Here is a 16,796-nt window from a genome sequence, read left to right as displayed (position 1 = left end):
AATTGCAAATTAACCTTGGATTTTTATTAATGCCAGGGCGGCCCGGGCGGCTTCCTGTTCGGCCTCTTTCTTGCTGTGCCCTTCGCCGGTAGCCAGGAGGCGGTTCCGGTAAAATACGCCGGCCTTATATTGCTTGGCGTGGTCCGGCCCCCATTCCTCCAGGATTTTATAGGTCACATTGTCCGGTCCCCTTTGCTGGATAAATTCCTGCAGGGCCGACTTGCTGTCAATAACACCGGTATCCTTAAGTATCTCCAGGGCAGGGGTAAAGATTTGCAAGATAAAATCCTGAGCTGTTTTTAACCCCCCGGCCAGGTAGAAGCTGCCAATTACTGCCTCCAGGGCATCGGCCAGGTTGGAGGGCCGCTGGCGACCCCCGCTAATTTCTTCTCCCTGCCCCAGGAGAAGCAATTCCCCTAGGTTGATCTGCCGGGCGACTTTAGCAAGGCTCGCCTCACAGACCATGGCCGCCCGCATGCGGGTCATATCCCCCTCCGGCAGGTGGGGAAATTCCCGGTAAAGATAGGTAGCAATCACCAGCCCCAGGACAGCATCACCCAGGAACTCCAGCCGCTGGTTGTCGTGGGGCAACTGGTGTTCATAGGCGTAGGTAGGATGGGTCAGGGCCGTATTTAGACCTTCCAGGTTGTCAATATCCAGGTGAAAACGGCGTAAAAACTGTTGCAGCAGCTCCCGTCTCTTGTTATCCAATTTTTTACCCTGCCTTATTCACAAAAACCATCGCCCAGACACTATGGGGGCCACCATTGCTAAAGTTTGCGCAGCACGACGGCGACGTTATGACCACCGAAGCCAAAGGAATTGGAAATGGCCGCCCTGACCTGGCGCTCCCGGGCCACATTGGGCACATAGTCCAGGTCGCAATCGGGATCGGGTTCTTCGTAATTAATGGTCGGCGGGAGGACACCGGTGTGCACGGCCAGGGCCGTTGCCACCAGCTCAATGGCCCCGGCAGCTCCCAGGAGATGGCCGGTCATGGACTTGGTCGAACTGACGGTCAGCCGGTAGGCATGATCGCCAAAGACTTTTTTAATGGCCAGGGTCTCCTGGCGGTCGTTGAGCTCGGTAGAAGTACCGTGGGCATTGATGTAATCAATATCCTCCGGCTTTAGACCTGCATCCTGGAGGGCCAGGGCCATGGCCCGGCTGGCCGCCGCTCCATCGGGGGCCGGGGCCGTAATGTGATAGGCGTCGGCCGTGCAGCCATAGCCGGCCACCTCCGCGTAAATGCGGGCGTCCCGCGCCGCAGCATGTTCCAAGGTTTCCAGGACCATTACCCCCGCCCCCTCGCCCAGGACGAAGCCGTCCCGGCCCCGGTCAAAGGGGCGGCTGGCCTTTGCCGGCTCTTCATTGCGGGTAGAGAGCGCCTTCATGGCCGCAAAGCCGGCCACCGTCAGGGGGGTTACACTGGCCTCGCTGCCACCGGTGATAATTACATCGGCGTCGCCCCGCTGCAGGGTGCGGAAGGCCTCGCCGATGGCGTTGGCACCCGAGGCGCAGGCATTGACTACCGTAAAGTTTACCCCGCGGGCGCCTAAATTAATAGAGATTTGCCCGGCGGCCATATTGGCAATCATCATGGGGACAAAAAAGGGGCTGACCCGGTTGGGACCTTTTTCCAGGAGAACCCGGGTTTGTTCTTCAAAGGTTTCCATGCCGCCAATACCCGTAGCAAAAATAACCCCTACCCGGTCCCGGTCCTCCTTTTCCAGATCGAGCTTTGCGTCTTCTACCGCCATGCGGGCTGCGGCTACCGCATACTGGGTAAAACGATCCATGCGCCGGGCTTCTTTGCGATCAAAGAAGGCTTCCGGGTCAAAGTCCTTTACCTCACCGGCAAAACGGACGGCCATTTCCCCGGCATCAAAGCGGGTAATGGGGCTAATGCCCGACTGCCCCGCAACTAAGGCCTGCCAGAATTTATCTTTACCGGTACCCACGGGGGAGATGGCTCCCAGGCCGGTGATAACGACACGCTTTTGCAAAGCTATCCCCCATTCTAAGGGGAAGTCCCGTTAAAGCACGGGACTTCCCTTTCTTGTTTTATTTGCCGGTATGTTCTTTAATATAGGCCACCGCGGCCCCTACTGTCGTCAGCTTTTCTGCATCCTCGTCGGGAATTTCCAGGTCAAATTCCTCTTCCAGGGCCATGATAAGTTCCACGATATCCAGGGAATCGGCATTTAGATCTTCAAAGGAAGTTTCCATGGTAATTTCGTCTTCCTCGACCCCGAGTTGTTCGGCTACAATTGCCCTGATCTTTTCGAAAACCTCCACTGACCTCACCTCCTTCCCTTGTTAAACCGGCTTACAGGGCCAGGGTCAGGCCCCCATCAACAGTTAGCACCTGGCCGGTAATATACCTGGCCGCTGGCGAAGCCAGGAAAAGAATAACTTCGGCTACTTCCTCCGGCTTGCCGGGGCGTCCCAGGGGGATATGGCGGTAAAATTCTTCCCGGGCCACCTCATTTAAAGCCGCCGTCATTTCCGTAGTGATAAAACCCGGGGCGACGGCATTAACCAGGATGCCACGCGAGGCCACCTCTTTAGCCAGGGCTTTGGTAAAACCTATGACCCCGGCCTTGGCTGCGGCATAATTTACCTGGCCAGCATTACCGCGCAGGCCAACCACAGAGGTCAGGTTGATTATCCGTCCCTGGTGCTGGCGGAGCATGGGCTTTAAGGCGGCCTGGCAGCAATTGAAAACGCCGGTCAGGTTGGTCTGGAGAACGGCAGCCCAGTCTTCCGGTTTCAAGCGAGCCGCCAGGTTATCCCGGGCTATACCGGCATTGTTGACCAGGATATCCAGCCGGCCGAAATGATCCAGGGCTGCCTGGATTAAATTCCTGGCCGCCTCATAATCGCCCACATCGGCAGCAACGGCTACGGCCTGGCCACCGCCATCCTGGATGGCGGCCACTACCTCCGCCGCCGCCTCCGCCTGGCGGGCATAATTGACCACTACCCTGGCACCGGCCCGGGCGAGTTCCAGGGCCGTGGCCCGGCCTATCCCCCGGGAAGCCCCGGTGACAACTGCTACCTGGCCTTGCAATTCCATTTTATTTAGCCTCCTGAAGTAAAGCAAGGGTTTTTCCCAGCGTCTGGATATTTTCTGCCTGGCTGATGGTTGCCTGGCGGTCAATGCGCCTGATGAGCCCGCTTAAAACATCGCCCGGTCCTACTTCGATGAATGTGCGGTAACCGTCGGCCAGCAGGCGGCGGATGCTCTCTTCCCAGCGCACCGGGCTGGCTACCTGCTTAATCAGATTCTCCCTGACCTGCGCCGCCGTGTAGACATAGCCAGCCGTGACATTGGTTACCAGTGGCACCTGGGGATCGGCCACGGGAACCTCTTCTAAAACCCGGGCCAGTTCCCGTGCCGCCGGCGCCATCAGGCTGGAATGGAAGGGACCGCTCACCTGGAGGGGCACTACCCTTTTAGCTCCTGCTGCTTTAGCCAGGGAAGATAGGGCCGCCAGCCCCTCCCGGTCACCGGCAACGACCACCTGGCCCGGGGCGTTGAAGTTCGCCGCCTCAGCTATACCTTCCTTTACCTGCCGGCAGAGGGCGGCTACTTTTTCTGCCTCCAGGCCCAGCACGGCCACCATGCCGCCCTGGCCTGCCGGTACAGCCGTGGCCATGAGCTGCGCGCGTTTGGCCACCAGTTTGACTGCCTCGCTAAAGGTAAGGCTGCCGGTAGCCACCAGGGCGCTGTACTCCCCCAGGCTGTGGCCGGCTACTGCCCCGGGCCTGACCCCGTGGGCCGCCAGGACGCGGAAGCAGGCAATGCTTACCGTCAGCACTGCCGGCTGGGTGTTTTCCGTCCGGGTGAGTTCTTCCGCCGGCCCTGTAAAGCAGAGCTTATCCACCGGCCACCCCAGAGCGGCTTCAGCTTCTTGAAAGACGGCAGCTGCCTCAGGATACCGGCCGGCCAGCTCCTGGCCCATACCTACATACTGGGACCCCTGGCCGGGGAAGACAAAGACTATGCCTGACATAAGGAATTCCTCCAAAAGTAACTCTATCGCAGGCTGGCATTATCGCGCTCGCTCCCTGGCCCTTGTGGAGCGCCCAGCACTCACTAAACTCAGGTACCTCCAAAGGCAGTGCGCCTGCATAAACCGAAGAATTGGTTGCTGTAACTTGGTTACTGTGAGTGCTGGGCGGCCTATTCGGCATCCTTACCTCAGAGGCCGGCCTCGGACATCCTGTCCTCGGCCCCGCCCTCGCTCCTCGACTTCGCCTGGGCCGCTTCGCCACTCGGTAGAAGCTCGCTCGCTTCCGACAAATGCCAGCCACGCATTTTCATGCCCTCGCTAGTAATGTCTCGTCGCCATGGGCTGTTCCACAGATATTTTTACCTCACCAGCTTGCCAAGGCGGGAGATGATCGCTTCTGCTTCAGCCATTATTTCTTCGATAATCGCAGCCGCCGGCTTGATTTCTCGCACCAGGGCCGCGCTCTGGCCGGCCATGAGGGAACCGTACTCCACATCTCCTTCCACTACTGCGGCCCGGAGCTTGCCGGTACCCAGCCGATCCATCTCTTCCCAGGAAGCACCCCGGGCGGCCAGCTCTTCAAACTGCCGGGTTAATTTATTTTTCAGCACCCGGACATAGTGCCCCGGCATACCGGTAACGACGGCGTCCCTGTCCCCGGCCTTTAAGATAGCCTCTTTATAATTGGGATGGACGGTACACTCCTCGGCACAGATAAAGCGTGTCCCCATCTGCACGCCGGCAGCACCCAGGGCCAGAACCGCTGCCAGGCCGCGACCGTCGGCAATCCCCCCCGCGGCAATCACGGGAATATGTACGGCGTCAACAATTTGAGGCACCAGGGGCATGGTGGCGATTTCACCAATATGGCCGCCGCACTCCATGCCTTCGGCTACCAGGGCATCAACCCCCAGCCGTTCCAGCCTTTTAGCCAGGGCCACTGAAGCTACTACCGGGATTACCTTGACGCCGGCGGCCTTTAATTTGGGCAGGTGTTTGCCGGGATTGCCGGCGCCGGTAGTAACCACAGGCACTTTTTCGGCGCAGACCAGATCAATCAGCTCTTCCACATAGGGCGACATATAGTAAATATTAACACCAAAGGGGTTGTCTGTCCGTTCCCGGACCTTGTGAATCTCCTGGCGCACTGTTTCCGGCGGCGCATTGCCGGCACCGATAATCCCTAACCCCCCGGCTTTAGATACGGCTGCCGCCAGTTCGCCGGTAGCCACCCAGGCCATGCCACCCTGGATAATGGGATAGGTAATCCCCAGGAGATCGCAAAGGGGTGTCCGCAGCATAAAACTCAACTCCTTTCCGGGGTTGCCAGGCTCCAGCTTAAGACGGCGGCCCCCCAGGTCAGCCCGGCGCCAAAGGCCACCAGGACAATTTTATCGCCATACCGTAACCTGCCTTCCCGGTAAGCTTCATCCAGGGCCACCGGGATGGAAGCGCTGGACATATTACCATAGCGGTCGAGATTAACGTAAACCTTTTCCGGTACCAGGCCCAGGCGTTTGGTAGCCGCTTCGATAATGCGGATGTTGGCCTGGTGGGGGATTAAAAAGTCCACGTCTTCTTTCTTTAAACCCGCCTGCTTCAGGGCCTTCAGAGAAGCTTCTCCCATGACCCGCACGGCAAATTTAAAAACCTCCGCGCCGTTCATATGGATAGTATGCAGCTGGCTCTGGACGGTACTGGGACTTGCCGGTAGGCGCGATCCCCCGGCCGGAATACTGAGGAGGTTACCACCGCTGCCGTCGGCCCCTAGGTGCAGGCCCAGGAGCCCTTCCCCTGGCAGCACGGCCTGGAGAACGACGGCTCCGGCCCCGTCCCCAAAGAGGACGCAGGTATTACGGTCCCGCCAGTTGATAATCTTACTCAGGATCTCGACACCGATCACCAGGGCCGTCTGGTAAACCCCGGTAGCTATAAACTGGCTGGCGACTGCCAGGGCGTAGATAAAACCACTGCAGCCGGCTGAAAGGTCAAAGGCGGCGGCGCCCCTGGCTCCCAGGCGCTCCTGGACCAGGCAGGCCGTAGCCGGGAAAAGGGTATCCGGGGTTACGGTAGCCACGATGATTAAATCCACGGCCTCTGCCGGGAGCCCGGCCATTTTCAAGGCCTTTACTGCTGCCGGGACGGCCAGGTCAGAGGCAGCCGTATCGTGACTTGCTATCCGGCGTTCCCGGATACCGGTCCGGGTGCGAATCCATTCATCGCTGGTATCTACCATTTGCTCCAGCTCAGCATTGGTCAGGACGCGTTCCGGCAGGCAGGACCCCGTCCCGACAATCCCGACCGGCTTTAATGGGGCTGGCATTTAACTACCTCCCCTTCACCGTTGACTCCCGGCAACTGCCCCAAACCTGTTACCAGTCCCTGCTCGACACAGCGGGCGGCCACCTTGATGGCATTTTTTATGGCCCGGGCGTTAGAACTGCCGTGGCAGATGATGCTGATGCCCTGGACACCCAGGAGGGGGGCGCCGCCGTATTCGGTATAATCCACCTGTTTCTTCAAGCCCCGTAAAGTGGGTAACACCAGAGCGGCACCGAGCCTGGCCCGGAAGCTGTTTTTAATTTCCCGCCCGATCATGGTAAAGAGGGCCTGGGCCATACCCTCACCAAATTTCAACAGGACGTTACCCACAAACCCGTCACAGACGATGACATCCGTATCGCCGGCTAAAATATCCCGGCCTTCGATATTGCCAGTAAAGTTTAAGGGCGATCCCTTTAACAGGTTATAGGCCCCCAGGGTCTGTTCATTTCCCTTGCAGGCCTCGGTACCGATATTGAGCAATCCCACCCGGGGCTCACGGATACCCATTACCCTGGCGGCATAAAGATTGCCCATTAAAGCAAATTCATAGAGGTGTTCGGGCCGGCAATCGACATTGGCCCCGGCATCGAGTAAAAGCTTTGGCCCTTTAAGGGTAGGGATAATGGTGGCAATGGCTGGTCGCTGGATTTTGCCGCTGCGGCCTAAAATCAGGAGAGCTGCTGCCATCTGGGCCCCGGTACTACCAGCTGAAACAACGGCTGCCGCCCGCCCTTCCTTGACCAGGCGGGTGGCAACGATTATTGACGCTTCCCGCTTGCGCCTCAACGCCAGGGCCGGCTGTTCATCCATCTCCACAACCTGTTCGGTATGGACAATTTCTAAACTGGCAGGGGGATGTAAGGGCTTAAGTTCTGGTTCCAGCCGCCTTTTATCTCCTACCAGGATAATACCGGCTATCTTTTCCCTGGCGGCGGCCACCGCTCCCCGGACAATTTCCCCGGGAGCGTGATCGCCCCCCATGGCATCAACAGCTATTTGCAATCAGTCCCGCCTCCGTAAATAGAAGTAAGAGGTGAGAGGTAGCAGTTATCGGAGCCTACTGCTGGCTCCCTTTTATATTGTCCGGTGTTATGATTATAAACTGGCCTTTAAAGACGATCTCCCCGTTAACCTGGGAATGAACTGATACCAGGCAGGTAGAATCCTTGTTAACCTTGACCATGGCCCTGGCAATAACCCGCTCGCCGGCATAAACAGGCCGCCGGTAGCGCACCCGGGCGCTGCTGGTTAGGACGACCTCGGCGCCAACAGTTGCCAGGGCCAGGGAATGGGCCTGGGCAAAAAGATAATGGCCACGGGCAACGCCGGCCGGCTGGACCAGCATCTGGGGAGTGACCTCCAGGATGGAAATGCCCATCACTCCTGGCTGCAGCTCAACCAGTTCGCCCATCAGTTCTTCCGCCGTTACCCCCCGCATCCGCGACCTGGCTTCCCGGGCCATGGCCATGATGCGCTCCCGCACCTCAGGGATCCCCAGAGCCAGGCGGTCCAGGCGTATGGTTGGTACGCTGACTTTAAATTTTTCCGCCAGCTCTTCATCGGTGGCAAAGGGGTTGTTGCGCAGGTAGCGGCGCAGGGCCTCCTGGCGCTCTTCCTTGTTGCCTTTCCGGCCTACCAAAAATCTCACCTCATACCTGGTACCAAATAATATTACCAGGCCATAGTTATAGTATAATGGTCATGGTAGATTTATGCAAGTAAAAAATAACCGGCAATAATTGCCGGCTGCCATTAAAGCATATTTATGACTCTGCTACTTTGATTACTTCCCGCCCCTTGTAGTAACCGCACTTGGGGCAGACCCGGTGGTTGAGCTTTAACTGGTGGCACTGGGGACATTCCACCAGGGAGGGGGGTGCCATCTGGCTCCAGATGGAACGGCGTTTATTTTTCCGGGCCTTGGAAACTCTTCTTTTCGGTACTCCCAAGCTAGTTCTCTCCTTCCCTTTTGCGTAGCAATTCTTCCAATGCAGCCAGGCGCGGGTCAACTGGCCGAGTATCGCACTGGCATTGCCCCTCATTTAAATTCTGGCCGCAACTAGCACACAGCCCCCGGCAGCTTTCCCGGCAGAGCCATTTCATGGGCAGGGCCAGAATCAGGGCTTCTTCTACCGCTGGCTTTAAGTTGATAAAATCTCCTTCCAGGGGCCGCACTTCACCGGGTTCCTCATTTTCCCCTACAGCGGCTTGACCTACGGCCGCCCCGGCATATTCCTCTTCCAGAGACGCCACTACGGAATACCTGAACTTTTCCAGGCAGCGATCACAGGTTAATTCCAGGGTGGTGGCTACCTGCCCTTTAACGAGCAGTATCCTCCCGGTATTGGTTACTTTACAGGAAACACGTACCGGTGCTACGATAGGGATCCTACCGGTAGCCGTGGTTAAGTAGGACCACTTTTCCTGGGCCTTAAATTCGAGTTCGCCGCCCGGCCTGGCCTTTAAATCGCTAACGCCAATTTTCACCACATTCACCGTGTAGATTATACCGGAAAGGCCAGCCGGGTGTCAACCGGCCTGGACAATGGCCATGGTATCACGGGCGATCATTAATTCTTCGTTGGTAGGAATGACAAAGGTGCGTACCCTGGCCCCGGGAGCCGTAATTTCCTTTTCCTGGCCCCGGACCCGGTTTTCCCCGGGATCAATCTTGATCCCCAGGTAATCCATATCCCGGCAGATGGCTTCCCGGGCCTCAGGGGAATTCTCCCCCAAGCCGGCCGTAAATACCAGGACATCAAGGCCATTTAAAATAGCCACATAGGAGCCAATGTATTTTTTGGCGGTATGGACAAAGATATCCCAGGCCAGGCGGGCACGTTCATTGCCCTCGGCCATGGCGGCTTCAATATCCCGGAAATCGCTGCTCACCCCGGAAACCCCTAAGACCCCGGACTGGCGGTTCATGAGGCGGTCCATATCAGCCGGGGTGTAACCTTCCTTTTCCATGAGGAAGGTTACAATAGCCGGGTCAATATCACCACAGCGGGTACCCATGGTTAAGCCGGCCAGGGGGGTAAAGCCCATGCTGGTATCCCAGGATCTACCGTTTTTAACGGCGGTAATGCTGGAGCCGTTGCCTAGGTGACAGGTAATTACTTTTAATTCTGCCAGAGGCTTATCGACGAGGTTGGCTGCCCGTAAAGCCACGTATTTATGGGAGGTACCATGAAATCCATAGCGCCGGATGTGATGGCGCCGGCAGAGTTCATAAGGAAGACTGTAAGTATAAGCATGAGGGGGCATGCTTTGATGAAAGGCTGTATCAAAGACGGCAACCTGGGGCGTTGCCGGCAAAATTGCTTCACAGGCTTCAATACCCCGCAGCCCCGGGCCATTATGTAAAGGAGCCAGTTTTACCAGATCGCTGATTATCGCTTTGGTCTCCTGGGTAATCAATACCGAATCACAAAAGTCACCGCCATGGACAATCCGGTGACCTACGGCGCCAATCTCACTATAATCTTTAATAACACCATGTTGCTCATCGGTCAAAGCTTCCAGGCAGAGGCGGACAGCCGCCTTATGATCGGTAATTTCTGCTTCGCGCACCAGTTTATCTTTGCCGGCCGGGCGGTGGGTCAGGACTGAACCGGGAATACCAATCCTTTCCACCAGCCCCCGGGCCAGGACCCTCTCACCGGCCATATCAAAAAGCTGGTATTTAACTGAGGAACTACCACAGTTTAAAACTAAAATCTTCATGAATTAAGTACCTCCTGCAAATATTACCCACTACCTACAATGGTACTTTTAAGCTGGCAAAAGTCAATCCCCTTGTTAAAGTTCGCACAATGGTTTCAATTCTTGCCAACAAGTTTACTTCTAAATTACCGGGCGCCGCGTATATTGCATAACAGGATGTCCCTTCGAGGTGAACCCCGTGCGCCACCAGGTACTTATCATTACCCGGGGCCTGGGACCCCTCCTAACCGTCGTTGCCGTCATGGTCCTGACCCTGGCCATTATCTTATTTCCCCAGCCGGTTTTCCAGGCGGCCCTGCGCGGCCTTAAGGCCTGGTGGGAAATTGTCGTTCCGGCTCTTCTCCCTTTCTTTATTATATCCCAGCTTTTTATGGGTCTGGGTATTGTCCATTTCCTCGGGGTACTCCTGGAACCGGTTATGCGGCCTCTCTTTAATGTCCCCGGTAGCGGCGCCTTCGTCATGGCCATGGGGTACACTTCCGGTTCCCCCATCAGTGCCATGCTTACAGCCCAGTTGCGCCAGCAGGGCCTGGTCACCAGGGTTGAGGGGGAACGGCTAATTTGCTTTACCAACAATGCCAGCCCCCTTTTTATGCTGGGGGCCGTGGCTGTAGGCATGCTCCACAACCCGGCCCTGGGGCCAGTCCTGGCCGGCGCCCACTACGGGGCCAACTTCTGCCTGGGTATCCTGTTTCGCTTTTACGGTCGCCGGCAACCGGCCTCCCCGTCGGCAAGCTACACCCTCCTGGCTTTACCCCGGCGGGCCTGGCAGGCCATGCTCCAGGCCCAGCAGAGGGACGGCCGCCCCCTAGGACAGCTCCTGGGAGATGCCGTCAGCCGTTCCTTCCAGACCCTGATTACCATTGGCGGCTTTATTATCTTATTTAGCGTCATCATCCAGGTGGCAACCATCCTGGGCCTGCAGGAACCCCTGGCTAGAATCCTTCTTTATGCCGGCAGCCCCTTCGGTTTAAGCCGGGATACATCCCCGGCCCTGGCCGCCGGCCTCTTTGAAATGACCATGGGCGCTAAATTTGCCAGCGAAGCGGCCGTCCCTCTAACAGAGCGCCTGGTGGCCATTAGTCTCATTATGGGCTGGGCCGGGCTCTCTATACTCGGCCAGGTGGCGGCTATGGTCAGCCATACTGATTTACGCCTGGGTCCATTTATCGTTGCCCGCCTCCTCCACGGCTTCCTGGCTGCCGCGCTGGTCCGGCTCTGCCAGGGGCCGGCCCGGCCCGTCCTGCTCTTACTGGCCCCGGAAATAACCCTGGTCCCCAGGGCTCCCTGGTTTACGTTGTGGTTATATTATACAGGGTTTGCCCTCACCCTGATGACCGTCCTTTTTCTCCTGGCCGGGCTAGCGCTGAGCGCCCGCTACTTCCTTTACCGGCGGTCCTGAGCCTCTGTCTTGTCTGGCGTTGTTGCCGCCACTTCCCTGCCCGCACTTCCTCCGGCCGGATAGGCCTGGAGTTCCTGGCGGCCCTGGCGCACCTGGGTCAGGGCCTGGTTGAGGCTCGCCTCCAGCTGGCCCAGCAGGCCGTCAGCATAACTTAAAGCTCCGGCCTTCATTTCTTCCGCCAGGCGCTGGGCACGGGCCATAATTTCGCTGGCCTGGGCCCTGGCTTTACGGACCAGTTCGTTTTCCTGGGCCATCATTTCTGCCCGCTTCTCCGCTTCGGCCAGGAGGCTCTGGGCCTTCAGGCGGGCTTCTTCCAGCAAACGCTCCTTCTCCTGGCGTATCCACTGGGCCTGGCGCACTTCCTCGGGCAACGCCGTCCGCAACCGGTCCAGGTAATCAAGGAACAGGTCACCGTCAAGGAAAACCCTGCCTGTCAGGGGAATATGGGGACTCTTCTCGATTATTTTTTCCATTTCCTCAATCAGGGTCATGAACTCCATCAGCAAGCCCTCCTGCCCTTTGATAGAAATTTAAAGCTGTATCACCATAAACCCTCCTGGCCATCAATACCATATCGGCTATTTCTGGCGCTGCTTCAGAAGTTGCTGTTTCCAGGACAACCAGGCCACCCGGTGATAACAAAGGAACAACTGCCGGCAAGATAACATCGCCCCACCCCTGGTAGTAAGGTGGATCGCTAAAAACCAGGTCAAAGCCCAGGCCGCGCCCGGCTAAATGAGCCAGGGCCTGGCGGGCATCGGCGGCGATAATTTGCGCCTTATCTTTAAAGCCAGTTGCGACCAAATTGGCGGCCAGACACGCCAGGGCCTGGCGATTATTTTCCACAAAAACGGCCTCCCTGGCCCCGCGGCTCAAAGCTTCCAACCCCACGGCTCCTGAACCGGCAAAAAGATCCAGGAACAGGCTGTCAATGACCCGCGCTCCCAGGATGTTAAATAAGGCCTCCCGCACCCGGTCACTGGTGGGGCGGGTAGCCCGGCCCTTCGGGGTACGTAAATGGCGGCCACGGGCCTGGCCGGCAATTATTCTTAACATAAAATCCCTCACTAAGCTATTATAGCATGAAATGCCACTTTACCTTCCACTTGCGGGTTACTTTGAAAAAATTTTTTTCGGATATGTATAAGCTTCCCCATTGGCGTCCATAATAGTAACCGGTAAATCTGATTTCCAGATTTACCATGAAGAGCTTAGGGTTATTTTATTAACCCTCCCCCATGAGCTCTTCCTCCGGTTTCTCCTCTCCCAAGCCGCCGGTTACCCGCCGGCGGCTAAACTCTGGCCGTTCCTCTCGGAACGGCATTTTTTTACCCTTCTGCCCGCTATCTCCGGTTTGTCCGAATAAGGCACCAGGCTGAAATTTTTGCTGGACCGCTGCCAGGGGATATGCTATACTTTCTTACAAGCGATTTTTTATATTGTGAGCCTAGTTCAGCCTGATCAGTATTAGCAGAGCCGAGGATAGCAGGCAAGCTATAACCGGGCTGCGGCCCGTTTTTTTGTGCCTTTAAGTATCAAGGGGAGAGAGAAAACCGTGCCAGTATTGCTGATGGGTAATGAAGCCATCGCCCGGGGAGCCATAGAGGCCGGCATCCGGGTAGCTACCTCTTACCCCGGTACCCCGGCTTCCGAAATAATGACGGCCCTGATGCAATTTGGACCAGAAGCAGGTGTGTACACCGAGTGGTCGGTTAATGAAAAGGTGGCCGTGGAAATCGCCGCCGGGGCTGCCTATGCCGGTGCCCGGGCCCTGGTGAGCATGAAGCAGATGGGCTTAAATGTCGCTGCCGATGCCGTTATGAGCCTGGCCTACATCGGCGTCAAGGGCGGCCTGGTCCTGGTGGTAGCCGACGACCCCGGCCCCCACAGTTCCCAGACGGAGCAGGACACACGCCTTTTTGCCCGCTTTGCCAAATTGCCAGTCCTGGATCCTTCCTGTCCTCGGGAAGCTTATGAAATGACAAAATATGCCTTCGAGCTTTCGGAAACTTTAAACCTCCCTGTTATCGTCCGCCCCACTACCCGCGTCAGCCACGCCTGCCAGGAAGTGGAGGTGGGTACCATCCCGCCGCGGCCGCCGGTACCGGGGTTTGTTAAAGACCCCCGCTGGGTCATCATGCCCTCCCTGGCGGCCCGCCAGCATGTCTGGTTGAATAAACAGCAGGAACGGGCGCGGGCCGAGTTTGCGGCCAGCCCCTTTAATGCAGCCCGCCTGGCAGGCCCTGTGGGGGTCATTACTAGCGGCCTTTCTTACTTTTACGTCACCGAAGCCCTGGAACGCCTGGGCAAAAAATTATCCCTGCTTAAAATCGGTACCCCCTACCCCCTGCCGGAAGAACCGGTAAAAGACTTCTTAAGCCGGATGGAAAGGGTTCTTATCGTCGAGGAGCAGGAGCCGGTTGTCGAAGACCAGGTCATCCGCCTGGCCTGGCGCAACCGCCTCCCGGTAGAACTGTCTGGCAAACATGATGGCTACCTGCCCCGGGAAGGCGAATTTAACGTCGACAGGGTAGCCGCGGCCCTGGCCCGCTTCTTAAAGCTGGAGCAGGAAAACCCGGCACCCGGCCTCCCGGCGCTGCCGCCTTTACCGGCCCGGCCACCCCTTTTCTGCGCCGGTTGCCCCCACCGGGGCTCCTTCTATGCCTTTAAACAGGCGGCCCGGGATCAGGAAGTGATCTTTACCGGTGACATCGGCTGCTATACCCTGGGGGCAGCGCCACCCCTGGCAGCCATGGATACCTGCCTGTGCATGGGAGCAAGTTTAGGCCTGGCCCAGGGCCTGGCCAGGGTCCAGCCCGGCACCCGGCTGGTAGCCTTTATCGGGGACTCAACCTTTTTCCACGCCGGCCTGCCGCCCCTGGTCAATGCCGTCCACCAGCAGACACCCCTGGTAGTCGTCGTTCTCGATAATGAGACCACGGCCATGACCGGGCACCAGTCACACCCGGGACTGGCCACCAGCACAGGCCAGCGGGCCGTTGATATCGACCGGGTAGCCCGGGCCTGCGGTGTAGAAACAGTCCTCACCGCCGATCCCCTGGACCTGGAGGCCACCATGGCAGTTGCTCGCCAGGCCCTGGCTGCTCCAGGCCCGGCCCTGGTAATCCTCCGTCACCCCTGCCCTCAGATAACCAAACCTGCTACCCGCTACCGGGTCAATGCAGACGCCTGCACCGGCTGCCGTACCTGTATTGAAGAGCTGGGCTGCCCGGCCCTGGTGCCGGCTGACGGCTCAGTAATGATTAATTCTACCTGTACCGGTTGCGGGCTCTGCGCTAAAATTTGCCCGGCGGCAGCCATGGAGGAGGTGGTCTAGATGGATATTCTCATTGCCGGTGTGGGCGGCCAGGGAATAATTCTTGCCTCCCGGGCCCTGGGAGCAGCCGCCGTAACAACGGGCCTGCCGGTACGTACGGCCGAGACCATTGGTATGGCCCAGCGGGAGGGCAGTGTCGTCAGCCATGTCCGCCTGGGAGTGCAGGAGGCCGGCCCCCTCATCCCCTATGGCGCCGCCGACATCCTCCTGGCCCTGGAGCCGGCCGAGGCCTGCCGCAACTTAAAGTATTTACGCCCCGGCGGTAAGGCCCTGGTCTCTACGGCAGCGGTAATACCGGTTTTGGCCGCCCTGGGGAGTAGCCCCTATCCCCTGGAGGATATCCTGGCCTACCTGCAAAACAACCTGCCCGGCTGCCGTTGCCTGGATGCCCTGACCCTGGCCAGGGAAGCCGGTAACCCCCGGACTTTAAACCTGGTCATGCTGGGTGCCCTGGTGAACTTCGGTTTACCCTTCCCTGCCGATGTCCTCCTGGCCGAAGCTTTAAAACTCCTGCCGGCCAGTGTCCATGAAATGAATCGCCGCGCCTTTGAACTGGGCCGGCGAGCCCTGGAGGTGTAAAAATGGGGCAATTTGATTACGAAAAACTCTACCGGCAGCAGGCTCCGGCCCTGCAAGCCCTGGTGCAGCGCCTCTTTGACAGCTCACCCTATTACCGGGAAAAGCTGACGGCAGCCGGTATCAGGCCGGGGGATATCAGGACCGTAGCCGACCTGGCGGCGGTCCCCCTGACCGATAAATGGGAGCTGCGCAACGGCAAGCCCCTGGAACTGATGGCCGTGCCGGAAGAAAAGGTCGTCCGCATTCATTCCTCCTCAGGTACCACCGGTAAGCCCATTATTATCCCCTACACGGCCGGTGATGTGGCTGCCTGGGCCGAAATGATGGCCCGCTGTTTCGCCCTGGCCGGCGTTACCAACCGCGACCGGGTACAGATCACCCCCGGCTACGGCCTCTGGACGGCAGGCATCGGTTTCCAGGCCGGGGTTGAGTACCTGGGCGCCATGGCCATTCCCACCGGTGCCGGCAATACGGAAAAACAGCTGGAAATGCTGGTCGACCTCCAGGCCACCGTCCTGGCGGCTACCGCTTCCTATGCCCTTTTCCTGGGCGAAGAAATCGAGCGCCGGGGCCTGAGGGACCGGCTGGCCCTACGGGTTGGCCTCCTGGGTTCCGAACGCTGGGGCGAAAAAATGCGCAAGCGCATCGAAGAGCTCCTGGGGATTGAAACCTTTGATATTTACGGGCTCACGGAAATTTACGGCCCTGGCATCGGCCTTGACTGCCCGGCCCATGAAGGGATCCACATCTGGACAGATCACCTGCTGCTGGAGATAATTGACCCGGCAACTGGCAGGCAGCTGCCGCCGGGCGAAACCGGGGAACTGGTCATCACCACCCTGACCAAGGAAGGCATGCCTTTACTGCGCTACCGCACCCACGACCTTACCTGTTTGAAGGTTGCAGCCTGTTCCTGCGGCTCGCCCTTCCCAATGATCGAGCGCGTTCTGGGGCGGACCGATGACATGGTTAAAATTAAAGGCGTCAATATTTACCCTGGCCAGGTCGACCATGTCCTGCACCTCACGCCAGGGGCCGGCAGCGAATACCAGCTCATCTTGACCCGTGAGCAGGGCAAGGACCGGTTGCTGGTAAAGATCGAGTACCTCCCCGGCCATGAGGGCGATGCCGTTGCAGCCGAGTGCCGGCGCCAGATTAAAAACCGCATCGGCATCCTGGCCGACGTGGAGGCGGTACCCCTGGGGACTTTGCCCCGCAGCGAAAAGAAAACCCGGCGCGTCTACGACTACCGGGAGAAGTGAAACACCCTACACTTTACCGAAGGAACAGGCCGGGTAGCGGCAGTCGGGGCAGCCCTGGCAGAGGCCACCGGCTGCCAGCCCGGCTATATCTTTACGCTGCAACCGTTCTCCCGTTAAAACCCGTGGCAGGACCAGGTCAAAAATGG

The 16,796-nt window shown here is 58.2% G+C and carries 18 protein-coding genes; 4 read left to right on the top strand and 14 right to left on the bottom strand.

Going from position 1 to position 16,796, the window contains the following annotated elements:
* Positions 1 to 9 precede the first annotated feature (9 nt).
* From rnc to MOST_RS03240, 12 genes are all read right to left on the bottom strand, one after another.
* Positions 10 to 711, bottom strand: coding sequence for a ribonuclease III (gene rnc / locus MOST_RS03295; protein ID WP_054937407.1), 702 nt, complete (start codon positions 709 to 711; stop codon positions 10 to 12).
* A 59-nt stretch (positions 712 to 770) separates the two neighbouring features.
* A complete protein-coding gene (gene fabF, locus MOST_RS03290; protein ID WP_054937408.1) occupies positions 771 to 2,006 on the bottom strand; it encodes a beta-ketoacyl-ACP synthase II in 1,236 nt (411 codons plus the stop codon).
* A 58-nt stretch (positions 2,007 to 2,064) separates the two neighbouring features.
* Positions 2,065 to 2,298 (bottom strand): acyl carrier protein, encoded by a 234-nt coding sequence (gene acpP, locus MOST_RS03285; protein WP_054937409.1) that lies wholly within the window; start codon positions 2,296 to 2,298, stop codon positions 2,065 to 2,067.
* A 31-nt stretch (positions 2,299 to 2,329) separates the two neighbouring features.
* Positions 2,330 to 3,079 carry a 3-oxoacyl-[acyl-carrier-protein] reductase gene (fabG, locus tag MOST_RS03280; protein ID WP_054937410.1) on the bottom strand — a complete coding sequence of 250 codons (750 nt, stop codon included), beginning with the start codon at positions 3,077 to 3,079 and terminating at the stop codon, positions 2,330 to 2,332.
* A gap of 1 nt (position 3,080) precedes the next feature.
* Positions 3,081 to 4,019, bottom strand: a complete 939-nt coding sequence (fabD, locus tag MOST_RS03275) for an ACP S-malonyltransferase (protein WP_054937411.1) — start codon at positions 4,017 to 4,019, stop codon at positions 3,081 to 3,083.
* Positions 4,020 to 4,378: 359 nt separating this feature from the next.
* On the bottom strand, positions 4,379 to 5,320 hold the full coding sequence (gene fabK / locus MOST_RS03270) for an enoyl-[acyl-carrier-protein] reductase FabK (protein WP_054937412.1): 942 nt from the start codon (positions 5,318 to 5,320) through the stop codon (positions 4,379 to 4,381).
* A gap of 5 nt (positions 5,321 to 5,325) precedes the next feature.
* On the bottom strand, positions 5,326 to 6,342 hold the full coding sequence (locus MOST_RS03265) for a beta-ketoacyl-ACP synthase III (RefSeq protein WP_054937413.1): 1,017 nt from the start codon (positions 6,340 to 6,342) through the stop codon (positions 5,326 to 5,328).
* Positions 6,327 to 7,346: a phosphate acyltransferase PlsX gene (gene plsX / locus MOST_RS03260; RefSeq protein WP_054937414.1), complete on the bottom strand. Its 1,020-nt coding sequence runs from the start codon at positions 7,344 to 7,346 to the stop codon at positions 6,327 to 6,329. Before plsX ends, MOST_RS03265 begins: the two co-directional genes overlap by 16 nt.
* Before the next feature lie 55 nt (positions 7,347 to 7,401).
* Positions 7,402 to 7,983, bottom strand: coding sequence for a transcription factor FapR (gene fapR / locus MOST_RS03255; protein ID WP_054937415.1), 582 nt, complete (start codon positions 7,981 to 7,983; stop codon positions 7,402 to 7,404).
* Between the two features lie 124 nt (positions 7,984 to 8,107).
* Complete coding sequence (gene rpmF / locus MOST_RS03250; RefSeq protein WP_054937416.1) at positions 8,108 to 8,293, bottom strand: 50S ribosomal protein L32; 186 nt, start codon at positions 8,291 to 8,293, stop codon at positions 8,108 to 8,110.
* A gap of 1 nt (position 8,294) precedes the next feature.
* The gene (locus MOST_RS03245; protein ID WP_054937417.1) at positions 8,295 to 8,831 is read right to left on the bottom strand and encodes a YceD family protein; all 537 of its coding nucleotides are present in this window, start codon (positions 8,829 to 8,831) and stop codon (positions 8,295 to 8,297) included.
* 42 nt (positions 8,832 to 8,873) lie between these two features.
* Positions 8,874 to 10,070, bottom strand: coding sequence for an acetate/propionate family kinase (locus MOST_RS03240; protein ID WP_054937418.1), 1,197 nt, complete (start codon positions 10,068 to 10,070; stop codon positions 8,874 to 8,876).
* Between the two features lie 169 nt (positions 10,071 to 10,239).
* Here MOST_RS03240 and spoVV point away from each other — a divergent pair, with 169 nt between their 5' ends.
* Positions 10,240 to 11,472, top strand: a complete 1,233-nt coding sequence (gene spoVV / locus MOST_RS03235; protein WP_083476719.1) for a dipicolinic acid transporter SpoVV — start codon at positions 10,240 to 10,242, stop codon at positions 11,470 to 11,472.
* Here the strand turns inward: spoVV and MOST_RS03230 are convergent.
* The gene (locus MOST_RS03230; RefSeq protein WP_054937419.1) at positions 11,457 to 11,972 is read right to left on the bottom strand and encodes an SPFH domain-containing protein; all 516 of its coding nucleotides are present in this window, start codon (positions 11,970 to 11,972) and stop codon (positions 11,457 to 11,459) included. The two genes, spoVV and MOST_RS03230, sit on opposite strands and share 16 nt — an antisense overlap.
* Positions 11,950 to 12,528 carry a 16S rRNA (guanine(966)-N(2))-methyltransferase RsmD gene (gene rsmD / locus MOST_RS03225; protein ID WP_054937433.1) on the bottom strand — a complete coding sequence of 193 codons (579 nt, stop codon included), beginning with the start codon at positions 12,526 to 12,528 and terminating at the stop codon, positions 11,950 to 11,952. The genes MOST_RS03230 and rsmD overlap by 23 nt, the downstream gene beginning before the upstream one ends.
* A 499-nt stretch (positions 12,529 to 13,027) precedes the next feature.
* Between rsmD and iorA the strand changes: the two genes are divergently transcribed.
* The 3 genes from iorA to MOST_RS03210 are packed head-to-tail and all read left to right on the top strand — an operon-like array spanning position 13,028 to position 16,650.
* On the top strand, positions 13,028 to 14,809 hold the full coding sequence (iorA, locus tag MOST_RS03220; protein WP_083476720.1) for an indolepyruvate ferredoxin oxidoreductase subunit alpha: 1,782 nt from the start codon (positions 13,028 to 13,030) through the stop codon (positions 14,807 to 14,809).
* The gene (locus tag MOST_RS03215; RefSeq protein WP_054937420.1) at positions 14,810 to 15,388 is read left to right on the top strand and encodes an indolepyruvate oxidoreductase subunit beta; all 579 of its coding nucleotides are present in this window, start codon (positions 14,810 to 14,812) and stop codon (positions 15,386 to 15,388) included.
* A gap of 2 nt (positions 15,389 to 15,390) precedes the next feature.
* Complete coding sequence (locus MOST_RS03210) at positions 15,391 to 16,650, top strand: phenylacetate--CoA ligase (protein ID WP_054937421.1); 1,260 nt, start codon at positions 15,391 to 15,393, stop codon at positions 16,648 to 16,650.
* Positions 16,651 to 16,796: the final 146 nt, after the last annotated feature.

Source organism: Neomoorella stamsii (assembly GCF_002995805.1).
In the GTDB taxonomy this organism is placed as follows: domain Bacteria; phylum Bacillota; class DSM-521; order Neomoorellales; family Neomoorellaceae; genus Neomoorella; species Neomoorella stamsii.
The sequence above is the reverse complement of the archived record's forward strand: the minus strand, read 5'-3'. Positions and strand labels throughout refer to the sequence as shown.